This is a genomic window from Streptomyces sp. DSM 116795 (assembly GCF_055792905.1).
On record NZ_CM147707.1, the window covers coordinates 2962361 to 2988163 of the forward strand.

Consider the following 25803-nt stretch of genomic DNA (forward strand, 5'->3'; position numbering starts at 1 on the left):
GTACACCGACTGGCGCCACGGGGGCGTTGTGCGATTGGGTCGGGGCATGCAGCTCTTCCGTCCGCCTTCGGGACAGTTCTTCCGTCCGCGGCCCGTGCGGTCCCGGTCCCGTACGCCGGTCCGCGCCGCCGCCGTCGTGAGCTGCGCGGCGCTGATCGCGGGGTCTGCGGCCGCGTGCAGTTCGGCGGAGCGCCTCACGACGGGTATGAAGGTGCGCAACGCCGTCGTGAAGCTCGGCGACCAGTCCGCCTCCACTGTCATCGTCTCCGTGGCCGCCTCACCCCGCCAGGCCCGTGAGTTCCTCACGCAGGCGCGGGGCGGCGGCGAGAAGCACCGGGCCTCGAAGGAGGAGGCGCGCCGGCTCGCGCATGCCGAGCTGACCGTGTCGGCCGGTACGGGGGACGAGGAGGAGGAGACGCCGCTGAAGGAGATGCCGGCGTCGGAGGCCGCGAACGTCGCGGCCGCGCTGAACTTCGGCGGCAAGGACGTCGCGGCCGTCAAGTCCGTGGACGACAAGCTGTATCTGCGCGCCAGCCTGCGGTCGCTGGTCGAGCAGGCCGGGGGTTCCGAGGACGCCCGCAAGAAGGCGGCGGAGATCGAGGAAATCGCCGACGACCTCCCCGCCACGCTGAGGCCGGCCAGCGACGTGCTCAAGGGCGAGTGGGTACGGGCCGACCCGGACGCCTTCGACGACTTCGCGCGTGCGGCCGAGACCCTGGCGGAGCGGCAGCGGGACGAGGAGAACGAGGAAGAGGACAAAGAGGAGAAGAAGGACAAAGACGGCAAGAAGGACGGAGACGGCGGCGGCGAGAAGGCGGGGAATCCGGACAACGACGGGAATCCGGACGAAAAGGCCGCCCAGGCGGAGCTGAGCCGCGAGATCCGGGACGCCGTCACCATCGGTTCGGGCCTCGAAGGGCAGCCGCAGCGCGAGTTCATCAGCGAAGTGCAGGACCTGCTCCGCGAGCACGCGGAGTTCGACGCGAAGGGCGAACGCGGCGGCGCGGAGCACGTACAGATGACGCTGCCCGGCAAGAAGGCGGCGAAGGACCTGGTCGCGGCTCTGCGGCCGCTGGGCGCGGAGGTCGACCCCGACCGGGTGCCCGGCGGTGACATCGCGGCCGACCTGTCGATCCGGCGCGGGCAGCTCACGTCGCTCACGCTCGACCTCGGCCAGTTCACGCGGGGTGACGTCCGCTTGCCGCTGCGCCTGGAGTTCAGCGGAGGCGACGCCGTCGCCGTGACCGCGCCCTCCGGCACCGAGAAGCTCCAGCCGCAGGACCTGATGGCCGCCTGGATGTACGGCGCTCTGGGCACGGAGAAGTTCTGACGCCATCATTGAGACACTGGAGTCTTGAGATCCTGGAGTGCGGAACTCCGGGTGCCTTCTGCCACGTTTGTAAGTCAAAAGGCCAAGGTCAAAGGCCTCAAGGTCACAGGGCATCGGCTCCGCTCACTGTCTCTCAGGGGGAGACTCGATGGCGTACGGATCAGGCTCCGGCATCAACAGCACGAACAGCGACAGAGCACCGCGGCGCGCGGGCGCCTGGCCTGCCGCGAAGCTGATCCTGCTCCTGACGGCGCTGCTGTGGGTGCTGGAGTTCTTCGACCAGGCGTCGGCCAACTCGCTCGACACCTTCGGCATCGTCCCGCGCAAGCAGGACGAGCTGGTCGACGTCATCCCCGCGGCGTTCATGCACTTCGGCTTCGGCCATCTCATCGCGAACACCCTGCCGCTGCTCGTCCTCGGCTTCCTCGCGGCGCTGCGCGGCACCGGGCGCTTCCTGGCCGTCGCGCTCACGATCATCCTGGTCAGCGGCCTGGGCGTGTGGCTCGTCGCACCCGACGGCAGCAACACGGCGGGCGCGTCCGGGCTGATCTTCGGGCTCTTCGGCTATCTGCTCGTGCGCGGCTTCGTGGACAAGCGCATCACGGATGTGGCGCTCGGCGGCGTCGTCGCGGTGCTCTACGGCTCGATCCTCTGGGGCGTGCTGCCCACGGAGAGCGGCATCTCCTGGCAGGGCCACCTCTTCGGGCTGATCGGCGGCGTCATGGCCGCCTTCATGACCTCGACCGCCCGTACGGCGGGAGGCGGCAAGCCCGCCTGGCACTGAGCGCGCGCCGTGCCCGGCGGGGGCCGGCGAGCGTGCCGGTCAGGCGAGCGTGCCGGTCAGGAGCCGGACACGCTCAGCCCTCGCACCGCCAGGTCCAGCAGGGCGCAGACGAAGAGCGCGATGCCGATGAATCCGTTGACCGAGAAGAAGGCCCGGTTGAGCCGGGACAGATCGCCGGGCTTCACGATCGAGTGCTCGTAGACGAAGGCGCCCGCGACGATCAGCAGCCCGAGCCAGAAGAAGCCCCCCGCCCCGGTGAGCAGGCCGAACCACACCAGCAGCGCCACCGTGACGACATGGCTGCCGCGCGCCCCGTACAGCGCCGCCGCGATGCCGAACTTCGCCGGCACCGAGCGCACCCCGTGCGCGCGGTCGGCCGCGACGTCCTGGCAGCCGAAGATCAGGTCGAAGCCGCCGATCCAGACGCCGACCGCCAGCCCCAGCACCACCGCCTCCCACGACCAGCTGCCGGTCACCGCGATCCAGGCCCCGATGGGGCCGATGGCCTGCGCGACGCCGAGGATGGCGTGCGGGAAGTCCGTGAAGCGCTTCCCGTACGGATAGACCACCATCGGCACCACGGCGACCGGGGCCAGGGCGAGACAGAGCGGGTTGAGCAGGGCGCACGCCCCGAGGAAGACGGCGACCGCGACCAGCGCCCCCGCCCACGCCGAACGCACCGAGAGCGCACCGGTGACGAGTTCGCGCCCGGCGGTGCGGGGATTGCGGGCGTCGATCTCGCGGTCGATGATCCGGTTCGCGGCCATGGCGAAGGTGCGCATCCCGACCATCGCGACCGTGACGAGCAGCAGTTCCCGCCACCGCACCTCGCCGCTCACGTCGAACATCGCCGTGAGCGCGGCGATGTAGGCGAACGGCAGCGCGAACACGGAGTGTTCGATCATCACCAGACGGAGGAAGGCCCGTACGCCGCCTCGTGGCCGTGGGATGTCCGCCTGTGCGTCGCCGGTGGTCACGGCGTCGCCGCTCACAGGCCGTACTCCTTCCAGCGTTCCGTGACGAGCCGCGCGACCGCGGGGTCGGACTCGATCGCGTGCGGCCAGCCGCCGTCGCGCGTGTAGCCCTCCTCCGGCAGCTTCGTGGTCGCGTCGACGCCCGCCTTTCCGCCCCAGAACTGCTGGTACGAGGCGTGGTCGAGGTGGTCGACCGGCCCCTCGACGACCGTGAGGTCACGGGAGTAGTCGACGTTGCCCAGGGCCCGCCACGCCACCTCGTGCATGTTGCGTACGTCGCACTCGGCGTCGACCACGACGATCAGCTTCTCCAGCGACAGCATGTGCGCGCCCCAGATCGCGTGCATGACCTTCTGGGCGTGCTTCGGGTACTTCTTGTCGATCGAGACGATCATGCAGTTGTGGAAGCCGCCGGCCTCGGGCAGGTGGTAGTCCACGATGTCCGGCACGATGATCTTCAGCAGCGGCAGGAAGAACCGTTCGGTGGCCCGCCCCAGCGGCCCGTCCTCCGTCGGCGGCCTGCCCACCACGATCGACTGGAAGACGGGGCGTTTGCGCATCGTCACGCAGTCGATCGTCAGCGCCGGGAAGTCCTCCTGCGGCGTGTAGAAGCCGGTGTGATCGCCGAACGGGCCCTCCGGCAGCGTCTTTCCGGGCTCCAGCCGGCCCTCCAGCACGACTTCGGCGTTCGCGGGCACCTGGAGCGGCACGGTCTTGCAGTCGGTCATCTCGACCCGCTTGCCCTGCGTGAACCCCGCGAAGAGGTACTCGTCGATGTCGCCGGGCAGCGGGGCCGTCGAGGCGTACGTCACAGCGGGCGGGCAGCCGAAGGCGATCGCGACGGGCAGGCTCTCCCCGCGCCGCGCGGCGACCTGGTAGTGGTTCCGGCTGTCCTTGTGGATCTGCCAGTGCATCCCGATGGTGCGCCGGTCGTGCCGCTGCAGACGGTAGAGGCCGAGGTTGCGCACGCCCGTCTCGGGGTGCTTGGTGTGCGTCAGACCGAGGTTGAAGAAGGAGCCGCCGTCCTCGGGCCAGGTGAACAGCGCGGGCAGCGCGTCCAGGTCGACGTCGTCGCCCTCGAGGACCACTTCCTGGACGGGTGCGCCCTTCACCTTCTTCGGCGGTACGTGCGCCATCGCGCCGAGCTTGCCGAAGGCCTCCCGCATCCCGACGAAGCCCTGCGGCAGTTCGGGCTTGAGCAGGCCGCCGATCTTCTCGCTGATCTCGTCGTACGACTCCAGGCCGAGCGCCTTCAGCAGACGGCGGTCCGTCCCGAAGACGTTCATGGCCAGCGGGAGGGACGAGCCCTTCACGTTCTCGAACAGCAGCGCCGGGCCACCCGACTTCTGCACCCGGTCGACGATCTCCCCGATTTCGAGGTACGGATCCACCTCCGCCTTGATCCGCTTCAGGTCCCGGTCGCGCTCCAGCGCCCGCAACAGCGAGCGGAGATCGTCGTAAGCCATGCGCCCCAGTATCCGGCATGGGTCCGCGTGCTTCACGGGCCGCCCCCGGGGCCTTCCGGACACCGTTACGCTTGCCTACGTACGTAACGACAGCACCGCACCAACCGCACTTCCGGCCCGCCGTGCCGAGTCAGCTCGCCTAGGGGGCGTCCCACATGCTCAGGTATCTGCCGTTCATTCTCGTTCTGGCGGTGTGGATCTACGCATTCATCGACTGCCTCAACACACCTGAGCAGGAAGTACGGAAGCTGCCGAAGGTGGTGTGGGTGATCATCATCCTGCTCTTCGGGCAGGTGCTGCTGGGCCCCGTCGCCTGGTTCGCCGTCGGACGGCCCCGCAAGAACGCCCCGTACGGTGCCACGCGTCCCGACGAGCGCCGCTGGGTCGCGCCGGACGACAACCCCGAGTTCCTCAAGTCCATCAACGACACGCAGTCCCAAGGCTCACGCGACGACGAGGAGCCGGACGACGACCAGCCCGGCAAGGGCGGTGTGAGCACCGCCGACGGCGGTACGGCCACCGGGGCCGGCCCCGGCCCCGGTGCGGCGAATCCCGGCCCCCCGGAGCAGCGTCCCGGAGCCGAACCGCAGGAGGCCGAACTGCGCCGCCGCGAGGAGGAGTCGAGGCGGCGCGACGACGGTGCGGGCGGCGGCCCGGACGAGACGCCGCCGAAGGGCTGAAGCCCGAGGAGCGAGGCCCGGACACGGCCCTCCGCTACCGCGAGCGGAGTCATGCCGCTCGGCGGCTCAAGGGAGCAGGCCGCACGCGACCAGCGCCGTGCGGACGACTTCTGTTTCTTCCTGGTCGGCTTCGACCAGCGGCAGGCGCAGGCCGCCCACGTGGTGGCCGAGCAGGTTGAGCGCGGCCTTGACCGGAATCGGATTGGTCGTCACGCCGAGCGCCTGATAGAGCGGTCGCAACCGGGCGTCGATCTCCGCACGCAGGTGGGGTTCGTCGACCATGCGCCGCATGAGGGGGCCGGCGACGTGACTGCCCACGAGGATGCCCCCGCAGCCGCTCAGGTCGAGGGTGGGGGCGAAGGCGTCGTCGTTGCCCGCATACAGACCAAGCCCGTCCACCGGGGCGAGATTGGCGTTGTTGGCCTGCTTCACGTAGTCGATGTGCTCGATCTGGGCCAACTCGGCGAGCAGATCGTTCGGCATGTCGATGCCGGTGCGCGTCGGGATGTTGTAGAGGACGACGGGCTTCCCGGCGGCCTTGGCGATCTCCGTGTAGTGCCGCAGCAGACCACGGCGGTTCGGCCGGTTGTAATACGGGGCCACCGACAGCACCGCATCGGCGCCCAGCTCGATGGCCCGCTGCGTCATGGCGCATGCCTGCGCCGTGTCGTTGGAACCGGTGGAGGCGATCACGCTCGCGCCGGGCGGCCGCTCGGCGACTGCGAGTTCGATCAGCCTGAGATGTTCGGCGTTGGTAAGAGTGGAGGGCTCCCCCGTGGTCGCAGCCACCACCACACCGTCCGACCCGGTCTCGAGCACGTGACGCAGCAGCGACACGAAAGCTTGCTCGTCGACTTTGAGGCCGTCGTCGAAGGGAGTGACGATCGCCGTCAGTACAGACCCCAGCGGCGCCTGACTCGCTCCAGTCATCTTGACCGCCCCTTACATACCTCGTTGTACGGCACAGCCTCCCCCACCGGCACAGAAGGATCAATCAGATCGGCGATCAAGCCGAACGAGCCGGCGATGTGATCGCGAACCCAGCGGTCACATCACCAGGGCCTCTCGTTTGGATCTTGCTGGGCCCGCGCCTGACCGAAACGACAGACCCTAGCCGACGCCGGCGTACGAGTGCTTGCCGTTGAAGATCATGTTCACGCCGTAGTAGTTGAACAGGAAGCACGCGAAGGCGATCAGCGCCAGGTAGGCGGCCTTGCGTCCCTTCCAGCCCGCGGTCGCGCGCGCGTGCAGATGGCAGGCGTAGGCGACCCACGTGATGAACGACCAGACCTCCTTGGGGTCCCAGCCCCAGTAGCGGCCCCAGGCGTCGCCCGCCCAGATGGCTCCCGCGACGATGGTGAAGGTCCAGAAGGGGAAGACGGCGGCGTTGATCCGGTAGGCGAACTTGTCGAGCGAGGCCGACGAGGGCAGCCGCTCCAGGACGGACGTGGCGAAGCCGCCGGGGGCTCCGCCGCCCAGCAGCTTGGACTCGTACCGGTCGCGGAAGAGGTAGAGCACCGTCGAGACGAATCCCAGATAGAAGAGCGCGCCGCAGGTGATGGCCAGCGAGACGTGGATCCACAGCCAGTACGACTGAAGCGCGGGCACGAGCTGGTCGCTCTCGGTGTAGAGCACCGTCACAGCGAGGCCGAGGTCCAGCAGCACGGTCGTCACCAGCGGCAGACCGATCCAGCTGACGTTCTTCTTCGCGATGAGGAAGCCGAGATAGGCGCCGACCGCGACCATCGAGAAGGCGGTCGAGAACTCGTACATGTTGCCCCAGGGGGCGCGCTGCACCGACAGCGAGCGAGCAAGGACGCCGGCGACGTGCAGCAGGAACGCGAGGGTCGTGAGCGAGACCGCGATCCGGCCGTACAGATCGCCCTGTTCGTCACCGGCCGCGGCGCCGGGGCCGTCGGGCAGTTCGCCGCGGCGGCCGGCGGAGGAGCGGACGACGACCTGGGGGCGCGGACGCTCCAGCACCGACGTCGCGCCGCCCTTGCCGCTCGCGGCTGCCTTGGCGGCGGCGGTCTTGTCCGTACGGGCGGAGGCGTCCCCGGAAGCGGGCTCGGCGGCGGCCCCGTCCGCGGCGCCCTGCTCGCGCTTCGGGCTGAGCGCGGCGGCGGTGCGGGCCACCTTGCTGCGGCTGCCGAAGACCCATTCGGCGATGTGCGCGACGAAGGCGAGGGTGTAGACGGCCATCGCCGAATAGATCAGGTAGTTGCTGATCTCGGCGAGACTCTCGTTCGTTCCGGCGGCGGCGATGTTCACTTGCGTTCTCCTCGCGGCGAGGTTTCGGCGCTGTCCTCGTCCTTGTCGTCGTTCCCGTGCCCGTCCTGGTCCCGGTCTCGGGCTTGTTCCTCGGCTGCGTCCTGGGCCTCTGACTCGATCTCGGCCTCGGCCTCGGCTTGCGCGGGCGGTGCCTCCGACTGCATGGCGTATGCCAAGTCGCCCAGCTCCTCGGGGAGTCTGGCCGACTCGCTGCGGCCGAGTCCGGCCATCTCCACGACCGTACGGCCGTCCGCTCCCGGGACGGCGCGCACCCAAACCCGCCGCCGCTGGATGAACAGCGAACCGGCGAGACCGCCGATCGCTGCCAGCGCGCCGCCGAGTGCCCAGCCGTTCCCGACCTCGTGCACGACCTGGAACTGGGCCCACGGCCGCACGCCTTCGAACTTCAGCTCGCTCTTGCCGTCCGGCAGCTTCATCGTCTCCCCTGGGAGGAGCTTCTTCGCCAGGGGGCTGCCGTCCCGCTCCTTGAACTGCTTCATCCGGCTCGTGTCCAGCTGATAGACACTCTTGGGCTCGCCGAAGTTGAGACCGAGGTCGCCGTGGTAGGCGGTGAGGAAGAGCACCGGGTACTTCAGGGACGGCGACTGCGAGAACATCGTGCCCGCTCCCGAACCGCCGAACGTCGGCACGAAGAAGCCCTGGAAGCCCAGTTGGTCCTTGCGTCCCTTCGCGTTCCGGTAGTCGGTGACGTTGACGACGCCGGACGAGGTGAGGTTGCCGTCCTGCGGGAGGAACGGGACGGGGCCGCGGTGGGCCGTGCGGCCCTCCCCGTCCTTGACGGAGACGACCGGCGCGTATCCGTTGCCGTTCAGGAAGACCTTTGAATCGCCGATCTCCAGCGGGTGGTTGACCTTGATCGAGTCCCGCTTCTCCTTGCCGTCCGCGCCCTGCCAGTACGAGATGTCCGCGCGGTAGTCGCGTGCCGTGCCCTTCTCGGGGCCGGACTCCTCGTACGTGGCGTGGAAGCCGTCCAGCGTGAACCCGAAGGCGTCGAGCTCGTCCGGGTCGAAGAGGGAGCCCGACTTGAAGTCGTCGTACTGGGTGAGGGTGTTGGAGAAGCCGTGGCCCTTGACGATCAGCTTGCCGCCGTCGGACTTCCACAACTGCCCGGCGGCGAAGGCCAGCAGCAGCACGATCAGCGCGATGTGGAAGACGAGGTTGCCCGCCTCGCGCAGATATCCCTTCTCCGAGGCCACCGACTCGCCCTCGGCGTCCACGCGGAAGCGGCGTCCACGCAGCAGCCTGCGGGCGCCGCCCAGCACCTCCTCCGGTGCGGCGTCGGTGCGCCACGTCGTGTAGGCGGGCATCCGGTCCAGGCGGCGCGGGGCGCGGGGCGGCCTGCTGCGCAGCTGGCCCACGAACTGCCAGGTGCGCGGCACGATGCAGCCGGCGAGGGAGACGAAGAGCAGGATGTAGATCGCCGAGAACCACACCGAGGTGTAGACGTCGAAGAGCTGCAACTTCGCGTAGACGGGCGAGAGTACGTCGTGCTTCTTCTGGAACTCCTCGACCTTGACGCTGTCGACGTTGCTCTGCGGGATCACCGAACCGGGGATGGCCCCGAGGGAGAGCAGGAAGAGCAGGATCAGCGCGACCCGCATCGACGTGAGCTGCCGCCAGAACCAGCGGACCCAGCCGACGACTCCGATGGAGGGGACGTTCAGCCGCTCCTCGCCGGGTGCGGTGGAGAGCGAGGAGAGCTGGGACTCGGCCTCGCGCGCCAGCCGCGTCTCCTCGGCCGTCGCTTCGGCCGTCCCGTCGGCCGTCCCTTCGGCCGTCCCGTCGGCCGTCCCTTCGGCCGTCCCTTCGGCCGTCCCGTCGGCCGTCCCTTCGGCCGTCCCGTCGGCCGTCCCTTCGGGGGTCCCCTCAGGGGTTCCGTCCGGGGCCGTGCCGTCGCTCGGCGGGGTGCTGCCGCCGGTCTTGCCGGTCTTGCCGGTCTCCGTGCCGGTGTCCGTCGTACGCATCTCAGATTCCCACGGTGTAGTCGGACGACCAGACTTGAAGGTCGTAGACGATCCGGTCCCAGACCCCGGTGACGAGCAGGATGCCGACCGCGACCAGCATCACGCCGCCCGTCCGCATCACCCACGCATAGTGCCGCTTCACCCAGCCGAAGGCGCCGAGCGTGCGCCGGAAGGCGATGGCCGCCACGACGAACGGGACGCCGAGCCCGAGGCAGTACGCGACCGTCAGCAGCGCGCCGCGCCCCGCGCTGGCCTCGCTGAACGCGAGGGTCTGCACGGCCGCGAGCGTCGGGCCGATGCACGGGGTCCAGCCGATGCCGAACAGCGCGCCGAGCATGGGCGCGCCCGCGAGCCCCACGGACGGCCGCCGCTGTATGCGCAGTTCGCGCGAGGTGAGACGGGACAGCGGACCGAGCGTGCCCATGAACGCGAGCCCCAGCAGGATCGTCAGCGCCCCGAGCACCTTGGAGATGACCGCCCGGTGCTCCTGCAGCGTCGCGCCGAAACCGCCGAACAGGGCGCCGCCGGAGACGAACACCGCGGTGAAGCCGAGCACGAAGAGCCCGGCGCCCAGGAACATCCGGCCGCGCCTGGCCTGCGCCAGATCCGTGCCGCTGACGCCGGTGACGTAGCTCAGATAGCCGGGCACGAGCGGCAGTACGCACGGGGAGAAGAAGGAGACCAGGCCGCCGAGCACGGCCACGGGCAGGGCCAGCAGCAGGGCACCGCTGAGGACCGTGTGGTTCACCTCTCCCGGCCCCGCGGCCAGCGCGGCGGTGCCTGGAGCGGAGGCCGCGGCGGTGGCGAGCACGCTCATGCCGGGGTCACTTCTCCGCCGTCAACGGGTCGAGCGCGGAGCGCAGTTCCTTCTCGCTGAGCTCCTTGAGCGCCCGTACGGCGATCTTCCCCTCGCGGTCGAGGATGAGCGTGGAGGGAATGGCCTGCGGGGACAGAGTGCCCTTGGGGAAGCGGAGGATGAGCTTTCCGCTGGGGTCGTAGAAGCTCGGGTAACCGACGCCGTAGTTCCGCTCGAAGGCCTTGGCGTTGGCGCGGTCGAGATCGCGGGTGTTGATCCCGACGAACTGCACGCCCTTGTCCTCGGTCTCCTTGGCGACCTTGGCGAGGTTCGGGGCCTCCGCGCGGCACGGCGCGCACCAGGAGCCCCAGACGTTCAGGACGACGATCTTGCCTTTGTAGTCGGAGAGATCCAGCCGCTTCCCGTCGACACCTTTGCCCGAGATGTCCGGAGACTTCTGCCGCTCACCGCTCTTCACCTTGGTGATCTGCCCGGTGCCGCGGACGAACTTCGTGTCCCCGGACGACGATCCGGCGTCGTCCCCGCCGCAGCCGGCCAGCACCGACGCACCCGCCGCGAGCGCAGCGATCAGCAGGGCGGGGCGGTACCGGAAGGCACGGGTCTGACTCATGTGAAAAGTTTCGCATGGGCCCGGGGCCGATCTTCCGCGCCCCCCTTGTGCCGTTGCGTACGGGCCGTCCGCACTTGCGGCGACCCTGGGGGCACCTCCCAGACGGAGTCTGGGGGAAGGAGGCGCCCTCGGACTCCGGCCGCCCCTCAGGCGCCGCGTCCTCCGGCGCCCCTGGACCCCTTCGCTCCCGCACGCAGGTGAGCGGGTACGAGGTCACGGGCCGGCTCCGTGTAGCCGACGGAGACGATCTTGTCCCCGTTGAAGGTGAAGGTCGTGAGCGAGGCGAGAGTGCACTGCCGGCGACGCGGGTCGTGCCACAGCCGGCGCTGCTCGACGAAGCTGCGCAGCGTCCAGATCGGCAACTGGTGCGACACGCATACGGCTTCGTGGCCGCGTGCGGCGTCGCGCGCCGCGTCGAGCGCGGCCCGCATCCGCTGCACCTGGTGCACGTACGACTCGCCCCAGGACGGCCGGAACGGGTTGAAGAGATGGCGCCAGTTCGCGGGCTTGCGCAGCGCGCCGTCCCCGACGCCGACCGTCCTGCCCTGGAAGACGTTGTCGGCCTCGATCAGGCCCTCGTCGCCTGCGACGTCCAGACCGTGCGCCTTGGCGATCGGCGCGGCCGTCTCCTGCGCGCGCTCCAGCGGCGAGGCGACGACGTACCTGACGTCGCGGTCGGCGAGATGCTCGGCGACGCGGTCGGCCATCCGGCGCCCCAGCTCGGAGAGGTGGTAGCCGGGCAGACGTCCGTAGAGGACGCCGCCCGGATTCTCGACCTCGCCGTGGCGCATGACGTGCACCACGGTCACGACCTCACCGGAGCCGCCGCGGGTTTCGCGGACTTCACGTCCGCCGGGTCTTCCCCGGCCGTCGCCCGGGCCCGTACGGTCCTCGGCGCTCATGCCGTCGCCTCGGCGGCCGCGCGGGCGGCGTCGGGCAGTGCTGCGGCGACGCGCTCCAGCGCGCCGTCGTCGTGTGCGGTCGAGACGAACCACGACTCGAAGGCGGACGGCGGCAGATAGACGCCCTGCTCCAGCATCGAGTGGAAGAGGGCCTTGAAGCGGAACGCCTCCTGCGCCCTTGCGCCCGCGTAGTCGGTGACCGGCGCATCCGTGAAGAACACGGAGAACATGTTGCCCGCGACCTGCAGCCGGTGCGCGACGCCCGCCTTGGTCAGCGCTTCGGTGACCGCACCGCGCAGCTGCTCGGACGCCGCGTCCACGGCCGCGTACGCCGCGTCGTCCAGCAGCCGGAGCTGCGCGAGGCCGGCGGCCGTGGCGACCGGATTACCGGAGAGGGTGCCGGCCTGGTAGACGGGGCCGGCCGGAGCGAGGTGCTCCATGACGTCGCGCCGCCCGCCGAAGGCCGCGGCGGGGAAGCCGCCTCCCATGACCTTGCCGAACGTCATCAGATCGGGGACGACTTGGTCGATCCCGTACCAGCCCTGCTTGCTGACGCGGAAGCCCGTCATCACCTCGTCGGAGACGAACAGCGCGCCGTGCGCCCGGCAGATCTCCTTGAGCTGCTCGTTGAAGCCGGGCTCCGGCGGCACGATGCCCATGTTGCCGGGTGACGCCTCGGTGATGACGCATGCGATCTCGTCCGACTGCGCGGCGAACGCGGCCCGTACGGCGTCGAGATCGTTGTACGGCAGCACGATCGTCTCGGCCGCCTGCGCGCCCGTGACGCCCGGGGTGTCGGGCAGCCCGAACGTCGCGACGCCCGAACCGGCCGCGGCGAGCAGCGCGTCGACATGGCCGTGGTAACAGCCCGCGAACTTCACGACCTTCGCGCGACCTGTGAAACCGCGCGCCAGCCGGATCGCGGACATCGTCGCCTCCGTGCCGGAGGAGACCAGCCGCACCTGCTCGACGGGCCCGATACGGTCCACGATCTCTTCCGCCAGGGCCACTTCGTCCTCGCCGGGCGTGCCGAAGGACGTACCACGGCTCACCGCTTCCTGGACGGCTGCCAGCACCTCGGGATGGGAATGGCCCAGAATCATCGGCCCCCATGAGCAGACGAGGTCGACGTACTCACGTCCGTCGGCGTCCATGAGGTACGGACCGGCACCGGAGACCATGAAACGGGGCGTACCGCCCACTGCTTGGAACGCACGGACCGGAGAGTTCACGCCTCCCGGCGTCACGGCGGCGGCACGGTCGAAGAGCGACTGCGATACTGGGGCCTCGTACGAGTAAGTCACGAGGGCCATGGTGTCAGAGGGATCCGATCGCGCTGCGTCGTCGTCCCACCGTTGGGTAAGCGAGAGACAGGGAGCCGGCGGGATACCGGCCCGGTAACGCGGGGATTACCTGGGCGCTGCGGGGCGTTTCACGTTCCGCAGGACGGGGAGGTCTCTGACACGGTGATCGGGTTGCGCGGCGGCGGCCGCGAGTGGTCGGGTGGTGACATGCAGCGCGGTGGTGGACTGGGCGAGGGTACCGGGGACCTCGGTCCGGAGCGCGCGAGGGGACGTCACCGCAGAGACGCGGCGGAGAGAGACACTGGGAGCAGCAAGGGTGGCGGCCGAGTGGGGGTGACCTACAAGTATTTCGGCGCCCCGGACGGCGCGACCGCGGCCCGGGTCCCTGTCTCCATGCGCCCGGAGGAGCTCGGCGGCGACGAGCTGGGTCACGGCATGTTCACCAAGATCAAGCCCGAGACGATGGCCGCGATGGTGCTCACGGGAATCGAGGGCATACCTCTTCACCGGGTGCCGCCGCTCGAACTCGTCGTGCTGCACCCGGATTACGCCGTGGTGAAGCTGCCGATGACGGTCGTGGACCCGCTGCGGGGCATCGGCGAGGAGTCGGTCGGTGCGGCGGCGTTCATCTGGTCGACGGTCCCGGACCGTGCCGGCCCCCAGGACGCGTTCAACGTGTACCAACTTCTGCATGAATGGCAGGACTTCTCCGACCGTCTGCACATGGCGGGCCACCAGCCGTACTGCCTGGTGTGGCCCTGAGTCCCTGAGCGCTCCGCCGTTCCCCCGCTCCGCCGGCCCTCGGCGTAGAGACCCGGGACCTCTGCGGGCCCCGTCTACGGACCCTCTGCTGTGAGATATCGCTGGACCGTCGGTCCGAGCCAGTTCACGATCTCCTCGTGCGTAAGCGCTGCCGCGGGCGGCAGCTTCAGCACGTAACGGCTCACTGCCATGCCCAGGATCTGCGAGGCCAGCAACGCGGCGCGCACCGGGACCTGTCGGGGATCCGGGCACACGGAGGCGACCGTGGGCGAGACCTGGTCGCGGAAGACGGAATGGACCCGCTCGGCTCCTGCCGGGTTGGTGACACCGACGCGCACCATGGCGTTCAGCGTCTCGTCCCCCTCCCAGCGTTCCAGGAAGTGGCGTACGAGGCGGGTGCCGATCTCATCGGCGGGGACGCCGGTCAACTCCGGGAGCCGCAGGTCGATTTCGGAGGCGGCGGCGAACAGGCCCTCCTTGTTGCCGAAGTAGCGCATGACCATCGACGGGTCGATGGCGGCGTCGCGCGCGACGGCGCGGATCGTCGCCCGCTCGTATCCGTCCGAGGCGAAGCGCTCGCGCGCCGCACGGAGGATCGCCGCCCGTGTCGAATCGGAGCGGCGGGGCTGCCGGCCGTCGGTCGCGAGCTGCGCGGAGACCGCGAGGTGCGCCGCCGCCCCGGCGTCGGCCCGCGCGGCGGCACCGGCGCCCGCCCGGGCGCCCGTACTCGCCGCGGCGTCCTCTCCCGGCTCGGCGTCCGCCTCCGGTGCGGGCCCGGCCTTCGCTTCGTCCTTCATGTCAACGACTGTAGGCCAACACTCGTTGACACGCCAGGCCGCGCCCCCGCGCGGTCCGCGGGCCGGAAGCCGGAAGCCGGAACCCGGGCCACTCAGGGGACGGGCGACAGGGACGGGATGACGATGTCCCGGTGCACGGAGCGGATGTGCGCCTCCACCGCCGCACCGGCTCGCTCGACCTCGCCGGCCGCGACGGCGTCGTAGATCGCCCGGTGCTCCCCGCGCAGCCGGGTGGCGACCGCCTCCCAGTCCTCGACCCGGTGGAAGACCGTCAGCAGGGTCTGGCGGACCGCGTTGCGCACGGAGGCGGTCAGATCGGCGACCAGGCGGTTGCCCGCGGCCTCCGCGATCGCCACATGGAAGTCGGTGTCGCAGTCGTTGAACACCTCGCGGGGCAGCCCGACGCCGTCCATGCGGTCGAGCAGTTCGCGCATCCGCGCGAGGTCCTCGTCCTTGGCACGCTCGGCGGCGAGCCTTGCACTGGACCGCTCAAGCACGGCACGCGCCTCGACGACGTCGTCGAGGGGGAAGTGCGCCAGCGCGATGTGCAGCCTCAGGAACTGGGTGAGCCCGGCGTCGGGCATGGCCGCGATCACGTTCCCCGAGTCGGGCCCCGTGCCGACCCGCGGCCGCAGCGCCCCCTGGGCCTCCAGCACGCGCAGCGCCTCCCGGATCGCCGCCCTGCTCACGCCGAGCATCTCGCTCAACTCCCGCTCGGGCGGCAGCCGGTCGCCCACCCTGAGTCGTCCGTCGAGGATGAGTTCCTCGACCCTGGTGAGCACCAACTCGTACGTGCGTGAACGGGCTACGGGTTCCCAGTCGTCCTGCCCGGCCATGAAACCCCTCCCCATATCCGCGACTCCCCATGTCCGCGACGCAGATCCACTCGCCCCCGGAGCGCAGCCGGGACGGCGCGGTCGCGGCGAGCGTAACCCAACCGACCGTGGTTTGGTCCGACCAAAAGTCATGTGCGTTTACTGGACAGCGAGTTGAGCTCTTCATAGTGTGTGGCAGCTTCATCGCATGGTCTGACCAAATCTGTACGGGGATTCCCTTGTATCAGCCCGCGCTCGCTCCGCTCTCCGGCGGCCTCGCTCTCTCGGCCCTCGTGGCCGCAGTGCCGCTGCTGACTCTGTTCCTCCTGCTCGGAGCGGCCCGCGTCAGAGCCCACTGGGCAGGTCTCAGCGCTCTCGCGGTCGCCGTGGCCATCGCCGTCACCGTGTACGGGATGCCGCTGAAGCTGGCCGCCCTCACCGCGAGCGAGGGCGCGGTCTTCGGCCTCTTCCCCATCGGCTGGATCCTCGTCACCGCGATATGGCTGTACCAACTGACCGTCGTGAGCGGCACGTTCGAGGATCTGCGCCAGTCCCTCCGGCTGATCAGCGACGACCCGCGCGTCCTCGCGGTGGTGCTCGCCTTCTGCTTCGGCGCCCTGCTGGAGGCGCTCGCCGGGTTCGGCGCACCCGTGGCGATCACCGGGATCATGCTCATCGCCCTGGGTTTCCCGCCGTTCCGCGCGGCGGTCACGGTGCTCGTGGCCAACACCGTCCCCGTCGCGTTCGGCGCCATGGGCATCCCCGTCATCACCGCGGGCGAGCTGACCAAGATTCCGTACACCGAGATCGGCGCGTACGTCGGCCGCCAGGTGCCGGTGCTCGCGCTCGTGGTGCCGCTGCTGCTGACGCTGCTGGTGGACGGGGTGCGCGGACTGCGCCAGATCTGGCCGGTCGCCGTCGTGTGCGGCGTGACCTTCGGCGTGGTCCAGTTCGTCAGCTCCAACTACGTCTCGGTCGAACTGACCGACATCATCACCTCGCTCGCCAGCCTGGTGGCGGCCGTCGTCTTCTTGCGGTTCTGGCGGCCGCGCGGCAGCGAGCAGGCGAGAGCCGAACTGCTCCGCGACGGCGGCGGATCCGGTGCCGCCGGACCCGGCGGCCAGGGGCGTCCCGGCAGCGGCGGGGGCGCCTACGGCAGCCGGCAGCAGCACCAGGGCGGGGGATCCGGCGGACACACGATGCCCGTGACGCGTCCGGACCGCGACGGAGGCGGAGGCGGGGCCCACGGAGGTCACAGCGCCCACGGAGCGCCTTCCGTACGGCCGGAGACCGACGGCAGGCGCCTCGCCACGGCCTTCACGCCGTACATCATCGTCATCTCGGTGTTCTCCGTCGCCCAACTGTGGACGCCCGTCAAGGAGTTCCTCGGCGACACCGACATCGCCATCCCGTGGCCGGGGCTCGACGGGATGCTGCTCACGGTCAGGGGCAACGAGGTCGACTCCACCGTCTACAACCTCGCCTGGCTTTCGTCGCCGGGCACTCTCCTGCTGCTCTCCGGCCTGCTCACCGCGCTGGTCCTCCGTATCGAACCGCAGGTGGCGCTCCGGGAGTTCGGGGCGACCCTCGTCAAGCTGCGCACGGCGCTGCTCACCGTCGCGTCGGTGCTCGCGCTCGCGTACGCGATGAACCTGTCGGGGCAGACCATCACCATCGGCACCTGGATAGCCGGGAGCGGGAGCGCGCTCGCGCTGCTCTCGCCGGTGCTCGGCTGGTTCGGAACAGCGGTGACCGGTTCCGACACCTCGTCCAACGCGCTCTTCGCCAGCCTCCAGTTCGCTGCCGCCAAGGGGGCCGGCCTCGATCCGACGCTGCTGGTCGCGGGCAACACCTCGGGCGGCGTCGTCGGCAAGATGATCAGCCCTCAGAACCTCACCATCGCGGCCACGGCGGTCGGCTGCGCGGGCCAGGAGTCCGAGCTGCTGCGCGCGACGCTCAAGTGGAGCCTCGGACTCCTGCTGATTCTCTGCGTGTTGATCTATGCACAGTCCGGCATCCTGGCCTGGACGCTGGGCTAGGACCTTGACATCCTTTGACCTTCTGGCCGGAGCTGCGCCGTGAGGAAGCCGACCGAAGAAGTGGATCGCTTGTCCCAGTACACGTCATCCGATCCTCGCAGGCCCGCGTTCAACCGGGAGGCCGCGCGCAGCACGCGCCAGGCCCTCGGGATGCGGGCCGAGGACGTCGCGGCCACGATGCTCAGCGCCTACGGGGTGCAGGTCACCCCGCTGACGGTGCTCAGCTGGGAGTCGGGCGACCAGAGCCCCGGGGAGCGGGAGTTGACCGCGCTGGCGGGTGTGCTGTGGTGCTCTGTCGGCGACTTGATGGGATCGCTGAGCAGCGTCCACCAGCACCGCCTCGCCCGCGGGGTCTCCGCGTTCGACATGGCGCTGCGACTGGGCCTCCACCCGTCCGAGTACGAGGAGATGGAGCGCGGCGGCCAGTGGCAGCTGACCGAGCGCCAGGCCGAACTCCTCGGGGACGCACTGGCGTTGCCGCTCCGCGCCCGGCTGGACATCACCGGGCAGGGGGCCGAGCTGGGCGAGTTGCTGCTGCGGGCGGTCACGACCCGCTGGCAGCCGTACGTACAGCCCGTGTGCAAGCTACTCGACCTGCGCAGGGCCCGCGTCAGCGGAATCCTGCACCACCTGCACTCCGAGTACCAGGACATGGTCGGCACGGTGGACTGGGGCGGCGGGACGATCTCCATGGAGCCCGGCGAAGAGGGCCGCGCCTTCCTCGCGCGGCTGGTGGATCTGTTCTGCGCGCGGCTGGACGCCTGAGCGGGACGCTCCGGGCGAGGCTCAGGGCGAAGCTCAAGGTGACGCTCCGGGCGCTGTGCCGCCGTCCGGCCGGGACCTCCGGCGCGGCTTGACGCGGCCCGGCCCCTGTACCACCTGGGCCGACGCATGGTCTGAGCCCGTGCGGCCGTTTGCCCGGCCTGTCAACCGCCGTGGCCGCAGGCCTGGTTCCGGACTGCGGGCGGCTTTCCCTCCGGCCGTACGGGCTCAGGAACCGCGCCAACACTTGTGGGCCAACGGCTGTTGACACGTTCACGGAGCCCCTCTTACCGTGGCGCCAACGGGCGTTGACCCACACACGTTGGCATCCGCACTCCGGGGAGGATTCCATGGCACGCAGCGGCACCGACGGCACGACTCCCGCGTCCTCCGGCTCCGGGAGCGGGACGGCCAAGGCACCCAAGGCGTCGGAGGCGTCCGAGGCGTCCGAGGCCCCGGACGTGATCGTCGTGGGAGCGGGCCCCACCGGCCTGATGGCCGCGGGGGACCTCGCCGAGGCAGGGCACAGCGTCATCCTCGTCGAGCGGCGCGACGAGACGATCAGCAACCTCTCCCGCGCGCTCGTCGTGCACGCCCGCACCCTGGAACAGATGGACGCCCGGGGCCTGGCGGACGAACTGGTCGGCACGGGGGCACGGATGCAGTCGCTCGGCCTCTTCGGGCGCGCGGTGCTCGACCCTTCTCGACTGCCGAGCCGGTTCCCGTTCGTGCTCGTCACCGGGCAGTTCGAGGTGGAGCGGCTGCTTGAGCGGCGGGCCCGCAAGGCCGGAGTGACGTTCCGGTACGGCACGGAGGCCGTGGGGCTGCGCCAGGACGGTTCCGGCGTCGAGGTGGACGTCACGGCGGCGCGGCAGCCCGGCACGGATGGCGAGGCGGATGGGACGGCAGGGACCGAGGCACGCGAGGCGGACGGGACGGCAGGTACCGAGGCGGACGGGACGGCAGGGACGCCGGGTGGCGGCGGCCCGGCGGAAGGCGCGCCGGGAGCCCCGGCGGCAGAGGTCCGGACGCTGCGCGCCCCGTACGTCATCGGCTGCGACGGCGTGCACAGCACCGTCCGCGAACTGCTCGGCCTGCCCTTCCCGGGCAAGTCCGTCCTCCGCTCCATCGTGCTCGCCGACGTACGGCTGACCGATCCTCCCGCCTCACCCTTCCTCGTCAACGCGACGAAGGACGCCTTCGCGCTCATCGCGGGCTTCGGCGACGGCTACTACCGGGTGGCGGGCTGGAACCGCCGGCGGCAACTGCCGGACAGCCGGCCTCCGGACCTGGAGGAGGTCAGGGAGCTCACGGTGCGGGCGCTGGGCTCCGACCACGGGATGCACGACCCCCGCTGGATGTCCCGTTTCCACAGCGACGAACGGCAGGCACCGCGCTACCGGGTGGGCCGCGTCTTCCTCGCGGGAGACGCGGCCCACGTCCACTCGCCGGCCGGCGGCATGGGCATGAACACCGGGCTGCAGGACGCGGCCAACCTCACCTGGAAGCTCTCGGCGGTGCTTCGCGGCCACTCCCCCGCCACCCTGCTGGAGACGTACGACGGCGAACGGCACCCGGTGGGCACCCTCGTTCTGCGCATGAGCGGCGCCATCATCCGGCTCGCCCTCGCGCACTCCCCCGCCGGCCGTGCGCTGCGCTCCGCGGGCGCCGAAGTCCTCAGCCGCGTACGCCCGTTGGCGAGGCGCGGCGTGCGCATGGTCTCCGGCGTCGGGATCTCCTACCCGGCGCCGCGCGGCTCCCATCCGCTGGCCGGTAAGCGGGCGCCGGATCTGCCGATCGCCTCGGGGCGGCTCTACGAGGCCCTGCGCGGGGGCGCGTTCGTCCTCATCTCACCGCTCGGCGCACCGCCTCCGGACATGAGCACCGAGGCCGACGACCGTACGGTGCATGTGCGTTCGGCAGCCGTCGGGAAGCGGACCTTGCTGATCCGGCCCGACGGCTACATCGCCTGGGCGAGCGACGGGCCGGACCTGCAGGGGCTGCGCCAGGCGCTGACGCAGTGGACGGGTGCACCGGCGGTGCGGTCCGTGGCGTAGCGAGGCGGCGGCACGACGGCACGGGCCGCGCGGGCCGCGCGGCCCCGGCTCCGAGACTCCGCGCGCTCGGGCGGGCCCGCGTGCGCTCGACGGCCCGCGGGCAAGGGCCCGGACTCGCGTAGCCTGCGGTCATGCTCATCGCCCGCTCCGTCGCCCTGTTCGTCCTCGCGGCGCTCATGGAGATCGGCGGAGCATGGCTCGTCTGGCAGGGCGTGCGCGAACACCGCGGCTGGGCCTGGATCGGGGCCGGCGTGATCGCCCTGGGGGTCTACGGCTTCGTGGCCACGCTCCAGCCCGACGCTCACTTCGGGCGCATCCTCGCCGCGTACGGGGGCGTCTTCGTGGCCGGTTCCCTCGCGTGGGGCATGGCGGTCGACGGGTTCCGGCCCGACCGCTGGGACGTGACGGGTGCGCTGATCTGCCTCGCCGGAGTCGCGGTGATCATGTACGCACCCCGCGGCCGGTGACACGACCGCGCCCCTGCTCCCCACCGGTCACCGGTCACCGGGCACCGGGCACCGGCTCCCCGGCGGGCGCGCGGCGGCACGACGTAGCCTTTGGGCCATGAGCAACCGCACTGCCGTCATCAGCGGCGCCAGCAGTGGCATCGGCGCCGCCACCGCACGCCAACTGGCCGCAGCCGGCTACCGGGTCGTGCTCACCGCCAGGCGCCAGGACCGAATCGACGCCCTGGCGGGGGAGTTGACCGACGCGGGTCACGAAGCCGTCGCCCTCCCGCTCGACGTCACGGACCGCGCGGCGGTCGACGCCTTCGCGGCCGGGCTGGACCGCTGCGACGTCCTCGTCAACAACGCGGGCGGCGCCCTCGGTACGGACCCCGTCGCCACCGCCGACCCGGCGGACTGGCGCAAGATGTACGAGGTCAACGTCCTCGGCGTACTCCACCTCACCCAGGCCCTGCTGCCGGCACTGGCCCAGTCCCCGTCCGGCGAGGGAACGGTCGTCGTCGTCTCCTCCACCGCGGGGCACGCCACTTACGAGGGCGGGGGCGGCTACGTCGCCGCCAAGCACGGCGCCCATGTGCTGGCCGAGACCCTGCGCCTGGAGCTGTGCGGGGAGCCCGTACGCATCATCGAGATCGCGCCCGGCATGGTGAAGACCGACGAGTTCGCCCTCACCCGCTTCCGCGGTGACTCCGACCGGGCCGCCAAGGTCTACGAAGGCGTCGCCGAACCGCTCACCGCGGAGGACGTCGCCGACACGATCGCCTGGACCGTGACCCGCCCGCCGCACGTCAACGTGGACCTGCTGGTCGTACGTCCCCGCGCGCAGGCGTCCAACACCAAGGTCCACCGCGAACGCTGAGGCCCACCGGCCCACCGGCCCACCCACCGGCCACCGGCCGCCGGCCGCCGCCGGGAGTCGCGAAGGGCGCCGCGCACCGGAATCCCGTGCGCGGCGCTGCGCTCACCCCCACCCGCTGCGCCGCACTTCCGTGTTCGGCATCCCGTGTAAGACAACTCACGCGGCTCCCCCACGGACAGAACACAAGAAGACGCCTCAAGTCCACGAAACGGAAAAGCAGGACTTCGCGCAACATAAACGCCACAGGGACGGACGACCCCGCCGTGCGTGCGGTAGACATTGTCTTCCGTGGCGCCGTCACGGTGGCGACACGTTCCGACCGGACGGCAGCAGAGCCGAGCAGGAGGCAGGACAGTGCAACGGAGGGCAAGGACGTATGTGACCGGCGTCGCGCTGGCCGTCATGCTCTCCGGGGGCCTCACCGCCTGCACCGGACCCTCCGACGAGGGTGACGGCGAGGACACCAAGCCCGGCACCTCCTCCTCCGCCGCACCCCCGGCGGAGCCCGGCAAATACAGCACGCTCCCCGAGCCGTGCGGAGCCGTCGGCGTGGAGACCCTGAAGAAGCTGCTCCCCGGAGCCGAGGCGGCCGAGGACGCGGGCGCGAGCAGCAACACCTCGGGCAAGAGCACCGACGACGGCGAGAGCGCCTCCCCGTACGAGGGCGAGGCCACCGTCACCTACGACACCGACCGGCGCGTGGGCTGCCGCTGGAAGAGCGCCACCAGCCTCGCCACCCGCCACCTCACCGTCGACATGGAACGCGTCGTGTCCTACGACCCGGCCGTGAGCGACGACGAGCAGGCCCAACTGCTGTACGACGAGCGCGCGGGCCAGGCCGAGATCCCGACCGACGACGAAAGCAGCCCGCCGCCCGAGGACGCCGAAGGCGGCAGCGAAGGCAGCAGCGCCGACGACTCCGCCGAGGGCGACGGCAGCGGCAACGGCAACGACGACGGCACCAGCAACGGCGACGACGGCAAGAGCGGCGGCGAGGGCGAGAGCGCGGACAAGGAGAGCGGGGGCGACGGCGGGAGTGAGAAATCCGACAACGGCTCCCAGGCTCCCGGCGAACCCGGAAAGGCCGCCGAGTCGTCTCAGCCCCAGGACGAGGATCTCTCCCCTCGTAAGCTCGACGACATCGGGGACGGCGCCTACATCGACGACCAACTGGACACCGGCGACTCGGGAGTCCATCGCGACATCACGGTCGTGTTCCGCAGCGGGAACGTGATCGCCACCGTCAAGTACGACCAGTGGCTCACCGACAAACGGCGCACCCCGGACAGCGCCGAGTTGCAGGAGAAGGCCCGTAGCGTGGCCGCAGAGCTCGCTGCCGGCTTCGACGACAACTGACGCAGACAGACTGGAAGCGAAGGAATCATGCCCCGTAACGCACAGCGAACCCCACAGCGACGATCACCGCGTCTCGCCCGGACGCTCGCCTGCGCGGCAGTCGCCCTTCCCGCACTGCTCGTGGCGGGCTGCTCCTCCGACTCCGGTGGCGAGGGCGGCGGTTCGGCCTCGTCCGAGAAGGGCGACAGCGCGCCGAGCGCGGCTGCGGTGAAGTTCAAGGAGCTCCCGGACGCCTGCAAGTCGCTCTCGAAGGACACCGTCAAGAAGCTGACCCCGAAGACGGACAACGCCTCGGGCAAGCGGATCGGGTCCGGCAACACCCAGGACTCCGGCAGCTGCCTGTGGAGCGGTCTGGACAAGTTCGACTACCGGCAGCTGACCGTCTCCCTCAAGCGCTTCGAGTCCGACTCCTCGCGCGGCTCCGGCGACAAGCTCGCCGGCGCGTTCCTGAAGCAGCAGGCCGACGCCCTGCAGTCGGAGAAGTCCAACAAGGGCCTGAAGTCCTCACCGGTGAGCGGCATCGGCGACAAGGCGACCGCCCTCAGCTACGAGGTCGAGAAGAAGGACGGGAAGAACTCGGAGAACTTCCGCGAGCACCGTCTGGTCGTGCAGACCGCGAATGTCGTCGTGACCGTGGACTACGCCGGCGCCGGCTTCGAGAGCGGCAAGACCCCCGGTGCGGACGAGTTGAAGAAGAACGCCGACAAGGCGGCCAAGGAAGCGGTCGCTTCCCTCAAGTGACGCCTAGGGCGTGTCCGCAAAGTAGCGTCGTCCGCCCGTTAGGGCGGGGGCCGCGGGGTCTGGTGCGTGCGATGGCAAGGCGGAGGGTGGGGGCACCTCCCGGGCCGGCAGGCCCAGGGGGCGAGAGCGCAGCGGGCTGCGCCGACGACCGACAACGCAGCAAGCGTGCGTGCCAGACCCCGCGGTCCTGGGGGCACCTCCCAGACGGAGTCTGGGGGAGGGACGTTGCGGATACGCCCTAGTGCCCCTCACGGCGCTAGCCCCGTCGCACGCCCGTGCGGCGGGGACTTGACGCATGTGCCAGTCTGGTGCGCCGCGCAGGTTTCCAAGGGTGGGGGACAACTCCAGTGCAGGCCGTACAACTGACTCGTACACACCGCATATTGATCGCGGTGGTGGTCATCGGTGCCGTGACCATCGCCGCCATCGGGTTCGCCGGGTCCTTCGCCGCGGTGCGCGATCTCGCCGCCCGGAAGGGCTTCGGCGCCTTCGCACCGTTCTTCCCCATCGGCATCGACGCGGGCATCGTCGTACTGCTCGCGCTGGACCTGCTGCTCACCTGGATCCGCATACCGTTCCCGCTGCTGCGCCAGACGGCGTGGCTGCTCACCGCGGCCACCATCGCCTTCAACGGCGCCGCCGCATGGCCCGACGCACTCGGCGTCGGGATGCACGCGGTGATCCCCGTCCTCTTCGTCGTCTCGGTCGAGGCCGCGCGGCACGCGATCGGACGGATCGCGGACATCACCGCCGACAAGCACATGGAGGGCGTGCGGATCTCGCGCTGGCTGCTCGCGTTCCCCTCCACCTTCCGGCTGTGGCGCCGGATGAAGCTGTGGGAGCTGCGCAGTTACGACGAGGTCATCCGCATGGAACAGGAGCGGCTCGTCTACGAGGCCCGGCTCCAGGCCCACTACGGGCGCGGCTGGCGGCGCAAGGCCCCGGTGGAGTCGCTGATGCCGCTCAAGCTCGCCCGGTACGGCGTTCCGCTCGCCGAGACCGGGCCGTCCGGGCTGGCAGCCGCGGGCATCGAGGCACCGGCGACCCTGACGCGTACGGGCGGTTCGGCAGCGGAGACGAGGTCGCGGGCGGCGGAGCCGTCGACGGCGACGGCACCGGCGGGAGCCCCCGGGGGGCGGCGGCTCGCAGAGCTCGCGGCCGGGCCGGAGAGGCCGGAGAAGCCCGAGGCCGGCGAAGTCCCTCAGGAGCACGGTGACTTGGGCGTCGCCGGGACGGGCCAAGCCCAGGGACAAGGGCGGGGCCAGGGACTGCCGGAGCAGCAGGGCCCGGAACAGCAGGCCGAGCCCGCCCGGCCGGCACACCGTGAACAGCCGGAGCAGCAGGGGCAGTACGGGTACGAACAGCCCGGGCTGTATGAGCCCGGACCGGCCGCGACGCCTGGGCCGTACGAGCAGCAGGCCGCCGGGTACGGACAACAGCCCGCACAGTACGGGGACTTCGGCGCCCCGGAGCCGCAACAGCCGGCGCAGCAGCACGACTCCGGGCCATCCCCCGAATACACCTACGCGGCCGAGACCCAGGCCTCCGGCCCGCAGGTCACCGTCCCCGTGGGCCCTGGCCGCCGCCGCGCCCTGGGCAACTCCAACGCCCCCGGCAACAGCGGTCCCGCCTACCTCCCGCCCCAACGGGCCCAGGAACAGCAGCTGTTCATGGAACCCCCGGCGGCAGCCGGCGCGCCGGGGGACGACTACGGGTCCGTACCCGAGCGCGACCCGGCGCCACCCATGGCGTCCGCCTCCGACGAGACCGAGCCGGTGGGGATACCGGACGGTGTGCCCCGCGACGAGTTCTACTTCTCGGCCTACCGCCAGTTCGTCGCCTCGCAGGCCAGCTTCCCGAACGCGCGGCAGCTCTCGCGCGCCCTGCACGAGCGGCACGGCGTCACGAACGTGGACGGCTCGCTGCTGAGCGAGGCGTATCTCCGCACCTACATGCGGGAGTTCAAGGAGCGCTACAACACCGAGATGGGCCTGGCGGGCTGAACGGACGCCGACCGGACGGCGA

The 25803-nt window shown here is 70.8% G+C and carries 23 protein-coding genes; 12 read left to right on the plus strand and 11 right to left on the minus strand.

Going from position 1 to position 25803, the window contains the following annotated elements:
- Positions 1 to 46 precede the first annotated feature (46 nt).
- Both ACSMXX_RS12710 and ACSMXX_RS12715 read left to right on the plus strand, forming a co-directional pair.
- Positions 47 to 1330 carry a hypothetical protein gene (locus tag ACSMXX_RS12710; protein WP_473184132.1) on the plus strand — a complete coding sequence of 428 codons (1284 nt, stop codon included), beginning with the start codon at positions 47 to 49 and terminating at the stop codon, positions 1328 to 1330.
- A gap of 148 nt (positions 1331 to 1478) precedes the next feature.
- The gene (locus ACSMXX_RS12715; RefSeq protein ID WP_473184133.1) at positions 1479 to 2114 is read left to right on the plus strand and encodes a rhomboid family intramembrane serine protease; all 636 of its coding nucleotides are present in this window, start codon (positions 1479 to 1481) and stop codon (positions 2112 to 2114) included.
- 56 nt (positions 2115 to 2170) lie between these two features.
- Here the strand turns inward: ACSMXX_RS12715 and mqnP are convergent, their stop codons facing one another.
- Together mqnP and ACSMXX_RS12725 are read right to left on the minus strand one after the other, a co-directional pair.
- A complete protein-coding gene (gene mqnP, locus ACSMXX_RS12720; RefSeq protein WP_473184134.1) occupies positions 2171 to 3106 on the minus strand; it encodes a menaquinone biosynthesis prenyltransferase MqnP in 936 nt (311 codons plus the stop codon).
- Positions 3103 to 4554, minus strand: coding sequence for a menaquinone biosynthesis decarboxylase (locus tag ACSMXX_RS12725; protein ID WP_473184135.1), 1452 nt, complete (start codon positions 4552 to 4554; stop codon positions 3103 to 3105). Before ACSMXX_RS12725 ends, mqnP begins: the two co-directional genes overlap by 4 nt.
- A gap of 155 nt (positions 4555 to 4709) precedes the next feature.
- On the opposite strand from ACSMXX_RS12725, the gene ACSMXX_RS12730 reads away from it, so the two are divergent.
- Complete coding sequence (locus ACSMXX_RS12730; protein WP_473184136.1) at positions 4710 to 5234, plus strand: PLD nuclease N-terminal domain-containing protein; 525 nt, start codon at positions 4710 to 4712, stop codon at positions 5232 to 5234.
- A gap of 66 nt (positions 5235 to 5300) precedes the next feature.
- On the opposite strand, the gene dapA is transcribed toward ACSMXX_RS12730, so the two are convergent.
- The 7 genes from dapA to hemL form a co-directional block, all read right to left on the minus strand.
- Positions 5301 to 6164, minus strand: coding sequence for a 4-hydroxy-tetrahydrodipicolinate synthase (dapA, locus tag ACSMXX_RS12735; RefSeq protein ID WP_473184137.1), 864 nt, complete (start codon positions 6162 to 6164; stop codon positions 5301 to 5303).
- 180 nt (positions 6165 to 6344) lie between these two features.
- On the minus strand, positions 6345 to 7505 hold the full coding sequence (ccsB, locus tag ACSMXX_RS12740) for a c-type cytochrome biogenesis protein CcsB (RefSeq protein ID WP_473184138.1): 1161 nt from the start codon (positions 7503 to 7505) through the stop codon (positions 6345 to 6347).
- Entirely contained in the window at positions 7502 to 9490 is a 1989-nt protein-coding gene (gene resB / locus ACSMXX_RS12745) for a cytochrome c biogenesis protein ResB (protein WP_473184139.1), read from the minus strand. The genes ccsB and resB overlap by 4 nt, the downstream gene beginning before the upstream one ends.
- 1 nt (position 9491) lies before the next feature.
- Positions 9492 to 10307 (minus strand): cytochrome c biogenesis CcdA family protein, encoded by an 816-nt coding sequence (locus ACSMXX_RS12750; RefSeq protein WP_473184140.1) that lies wholly within the window; start codon positions 10305 to 10307, stop codon positions 9492 to 9494.
- A gap of 7 nt (positions 10308 to 10314) precedes the next feature.
- Positions 10315 to 10917 (minus strand): TlpA family protein disulfide reductase, encoded by a 603-nt coding sequence (locus tag ACSMXX_RS12755; protein ID WP_473184141.1) that lies wholly within the window; start codon positions 10915 to 10917, stop codon positions 10315 to 10317.
- Between the two features lie 146 nt (positions 10918 to 11063).
- Positions 11064 to 11708 carry a histidine phosphatase family protein gene (locus ACSMXX_RS12760; protein ID WP_473184757.1) on the minus strand — a complete coding sequence of 215 codons (645 nt, stop codon included), beginning with the start codon at positions 11706 to 11708 and terminating at the stop codon, positions 11064 to 11066.
- Positions 11709 to 11815: 107 nt separating this feature from the next.
- Positions 11816 to 13132 (minus strand): glutamate-1-semialdehyde 2,1-aminomutase, encoded by a 1317-nt coding sequence (gene hemL / locus ACSMXX_RS12765; RefSeq protein ID WP_473184142.1) that lies wholly within the window; start codon positions 13130 to 13132, stop codon positions 11816 to 11818.
- A 198-nt stretch (positions 13133 to 13330) separates the two neighbouring features.
- Here hemL and ACSMXX_RS12770 point away from each other — a divergent pair, with 198 nt between their 5' ends.
- Positions 13331 to 13885, plus strand: coding sequence for a hypothetical protein (locus tag ACSMXX_RS12770; RefSeq protein ID WP_473184758.1), 555 nt, complete (start codon positions 13331 to 13333; stop codon positions 13883 to 13885).
- Between the two features lie 74 nt (positions 13886 to 13959).
- Here ACSMXX_RS12770 and ACSMXX_RS12775 read toward each other — a convergent pair whose 3' ends face one another.
- Positions 13960 to 14682 (minus strand): TetR/AcrR family transcriptional regulator, encoded by a 723-nt coding sequence (locus ACSMXX_RS12775; RefSeq protein ID WP_473184143.1) that lies wholly within the window; start codon positions 14680 to 14682, stop codon positions 13960 to 13962.
- A 92-nt stretch (positions 14683 to 14774) separates the two neighbouring features.
- Positions 14775 to 15518 (minus strand): FadR/GntR family transcriptional regulator, encoded by a 744-nt coding sequence (locus tag ACSMXX_RS12780; protein WP_473184144.1) that lies wholly within the window; start codon positions 15516 to 15518, stop codon positions 14775 to 14777.
- Positions 15519 to 15736: 218 nt separating this feature from the next.
- Between ACSMXX_RS12780 and ACSMXX_RS12785 the strand changes: the two genes are divergently transcribed.
- The 8 genes from ACSMXX_RS12785 (at position 15737) to ACSMXX_RS12820 (ending at position 25781) form a co-directional block, all read left to right on the plus strand.
- Positions 15737 to 17536, plus strand: a complete 1800-nt coding sequence (locus tag ACSMXX_RS12785) for an L-lactate permease (protein WP_473184145.1) — start codon at positions 15737 to 15739, stop codon at positions 17534 to 17536.
- A gap of 69 nt (positions 17537 to 17605) precedes the next feature.
- Positions 17606 to 18301, plus strand: a complete 696-nt coding sequence (locus ACSMXX_RS12790; protein WP_473184146.1) for a helix-turn-helix domain-containing protein — start codon at positions 17606 to 17608, stop codon at positions 18299 to 18301.
- 347 nt (positions 18302 to 18648) lie between these two features.
- On the plus strand, positions 18649 to 20355 hold the full coding sequence (locus ACSMXX_RS12795) for an FAD-dependent oxidoreductase (RefSeq protein ID WP_473184147.1): 1707 nt from the start codon (positions 18649 to 18651) through the stop codon (positions 20353 to 20355).
- 131 nt (positions 20356 to 20486) lie between these two features.
- A complete protein-coding gene (locus ACSMXX_RS12800) occupies positions 20487 to 20822 on the plus strand; it encodes a YnfA family protein (RefSeq protein WP_473184148.1) in 336 nt (111 codons plus the stop codon).
- 97 nt (positions 20823 to 20919) lie between these two features.
- A complete protein-coding gene (locus ACSMXX_RS12805) occupies positions 20920 to 21681 on the plus strand; it encodes an SDR family NAD(P)-dependent oxidoreductase (RefSeq protein ID WP_473184149.1) in 762 nt (253 codons plus the stop codon).
- 378 nt (positions 21682 to 22059) lie between these two features.
- Entirely contained in the window at positions 22060 to 23037 is a 978-nt protein-coding gene (locus tag ACSMXX_RS12810; RefSeq protein ID WP_473184150.1) for a hypothetical protein, read from the plus strand.
- A 27-nt stretch (positions 23038 to 23064) separates the two neighbouring features.
- Positions 23065 to 23778: a DUF3558 domain-containing protein gene (locus ACSMXX_RS12815; RefSeq protein ID WP_473184151.1), complete on the plus strand. Its 714-nt coding sequence runs from the start codon at positions 23065 to 23067 to the stop codon at positions 23776 to 23778.
- A 380-nt stretch (positions 23779 to 24158) separates the two neighbouring features.
- Positions 24159 to 25781, plus strand: a complete 1623-nt coding sequence (locus tag ACSMXX_RS12820) for a DUF2637 domain-containing protein (protein WP_473184759.1) — start codon at positions 24159 to 24161, stop codon at positions 25779 to 25781.
- Positions 25782 to 25803: the final 22 nt, after the last annotated feature.

Excerpts from the sequence above, each read along its gene's own strand:
- ACSMXX_RS12780 (WP_473184144.1), bottom strand. The coding sequence starts at position 15,518 with ATGGCCGGGCAGGACGACTGGGAACCCGTAGCCCGTTCACGCACGTAC.
- ACSMXX_RS12805 (WP_473184149.1), top strand. The coding sequence starts at position 20,920 with ATGAGCAACCGCACTGCCGTCATCAGCGGCGCCAGCAGTGGCATCGGC.
- ACSMXX_RS12755 (WP_473184141.1), bottom strand. The coding sequence starts at position 10,917 with ATGAGTCAGACCCGTGCCTTCCGGTACCGCCCCGCCCTGCTGATCGCT.
- ACSMXX_RS12775 (WP_473184143.1), bottom strand. The coding sequence starts at position 14,682 with ATGAAGGACGAAGCGAAGGCCGGGCCCGCACCGGAGGCGGACGCCGAG.
- resB (WP_473184139.1), bottom strand. The coding sequence starts at position 9,490 with ATGCGTACGACGGACACCGGCACGGAGACCGGCAAGACCGGCAAGACC.
- ACSMXX_RS12725 (WP_473184135.1), bottom strand. The coding sequence starts at position 4,554 with ATGGCTTACGACGATCTCCGCTCGCTGTTGCGGGCGCTGGAGCGCGAC.
- ACSMXX_RS12770 (WP_473184758.1), top strand. The coding sequence starts at position 13,331 with ATGCAGCGCGGTGGTGGACTGGGCGAGGGTACCGGGGACCTCGGTCCG.
- ACSMXX_RS12800 (WP_473184148.1), top strand. The coding sequence starts at position 20,487 with ATGCTCATCGCCCGCTCCGTCGCCCTGTTCGTCCTCGCGGCGCTCATG.
- dapA (WP_473184137.1), bottom strand. The coding sequence starts at position 6,164 with ATGACTGGAGCGAGTCAGGCGCCGCTGGGGTCTGTACTGACGGCGATC.
- ACSMXX_RS12715 (WP_473184133.1), top strand. The coding sequence starts at position 1,479 with ATGGCGTACGGATCAGGCTCCGGCATCAACAGCACGAACAGCGACAGA.
- ACSMXX_RS12730 (WP_473184136.1), top strand. The coding sequence starts at position 4,710 with ATGCTCAGGTATCTGCCGTTCATTCTCGTTCTGGCGGTGTGGATCTAC.
- hemL (WP_473184142.1), bottom strand. The coding sequence starts at position 13,132 with ATGGCCCTCGTGACTTACTCGTACGAGGCCCCAGTATCGCAGTCGCTC.
- ACSMXX_RS12750 (WP_473184140.1), bottom strand. The coding sequence starts at position 10,307 with ATGAGCGTGCTCGCCACCGCCGCGGCCTCCGCTCCAGGCACCGCCGCG.
- ACSMXX_RS12815 (WP_473184151.1), top strand. The coding sequence starts at position 23,065 with ATGCCCCGTAACGCACAGCGAACCCCACAGCGACGATCACCGCGTCTC.
- ACSMXX_RS12710 (WP_473184132.1), top strand. The coding sequence starts at position 47 with ATGCAGCTCTTCCGTCCGCCTTCGGGACAGTTCTTCCGTCCGCGGCCC.
- ACSMXX_RS12795 (WP_473184147.1), top strand. The coding sequence starts at position 18,649 with ATGGCACGCAGCGGCACCGACGGCACGACTCCCGCGTCCTCCGGCTCC.
- ACSMXX_RS12760 (WP_473184757.1), bottom strand. The coding sequence starts at position 11,708 with ATGCGCCACGGCGAGGTCGAGAATCCGGGCGGCGTCCTCTACGGACGT.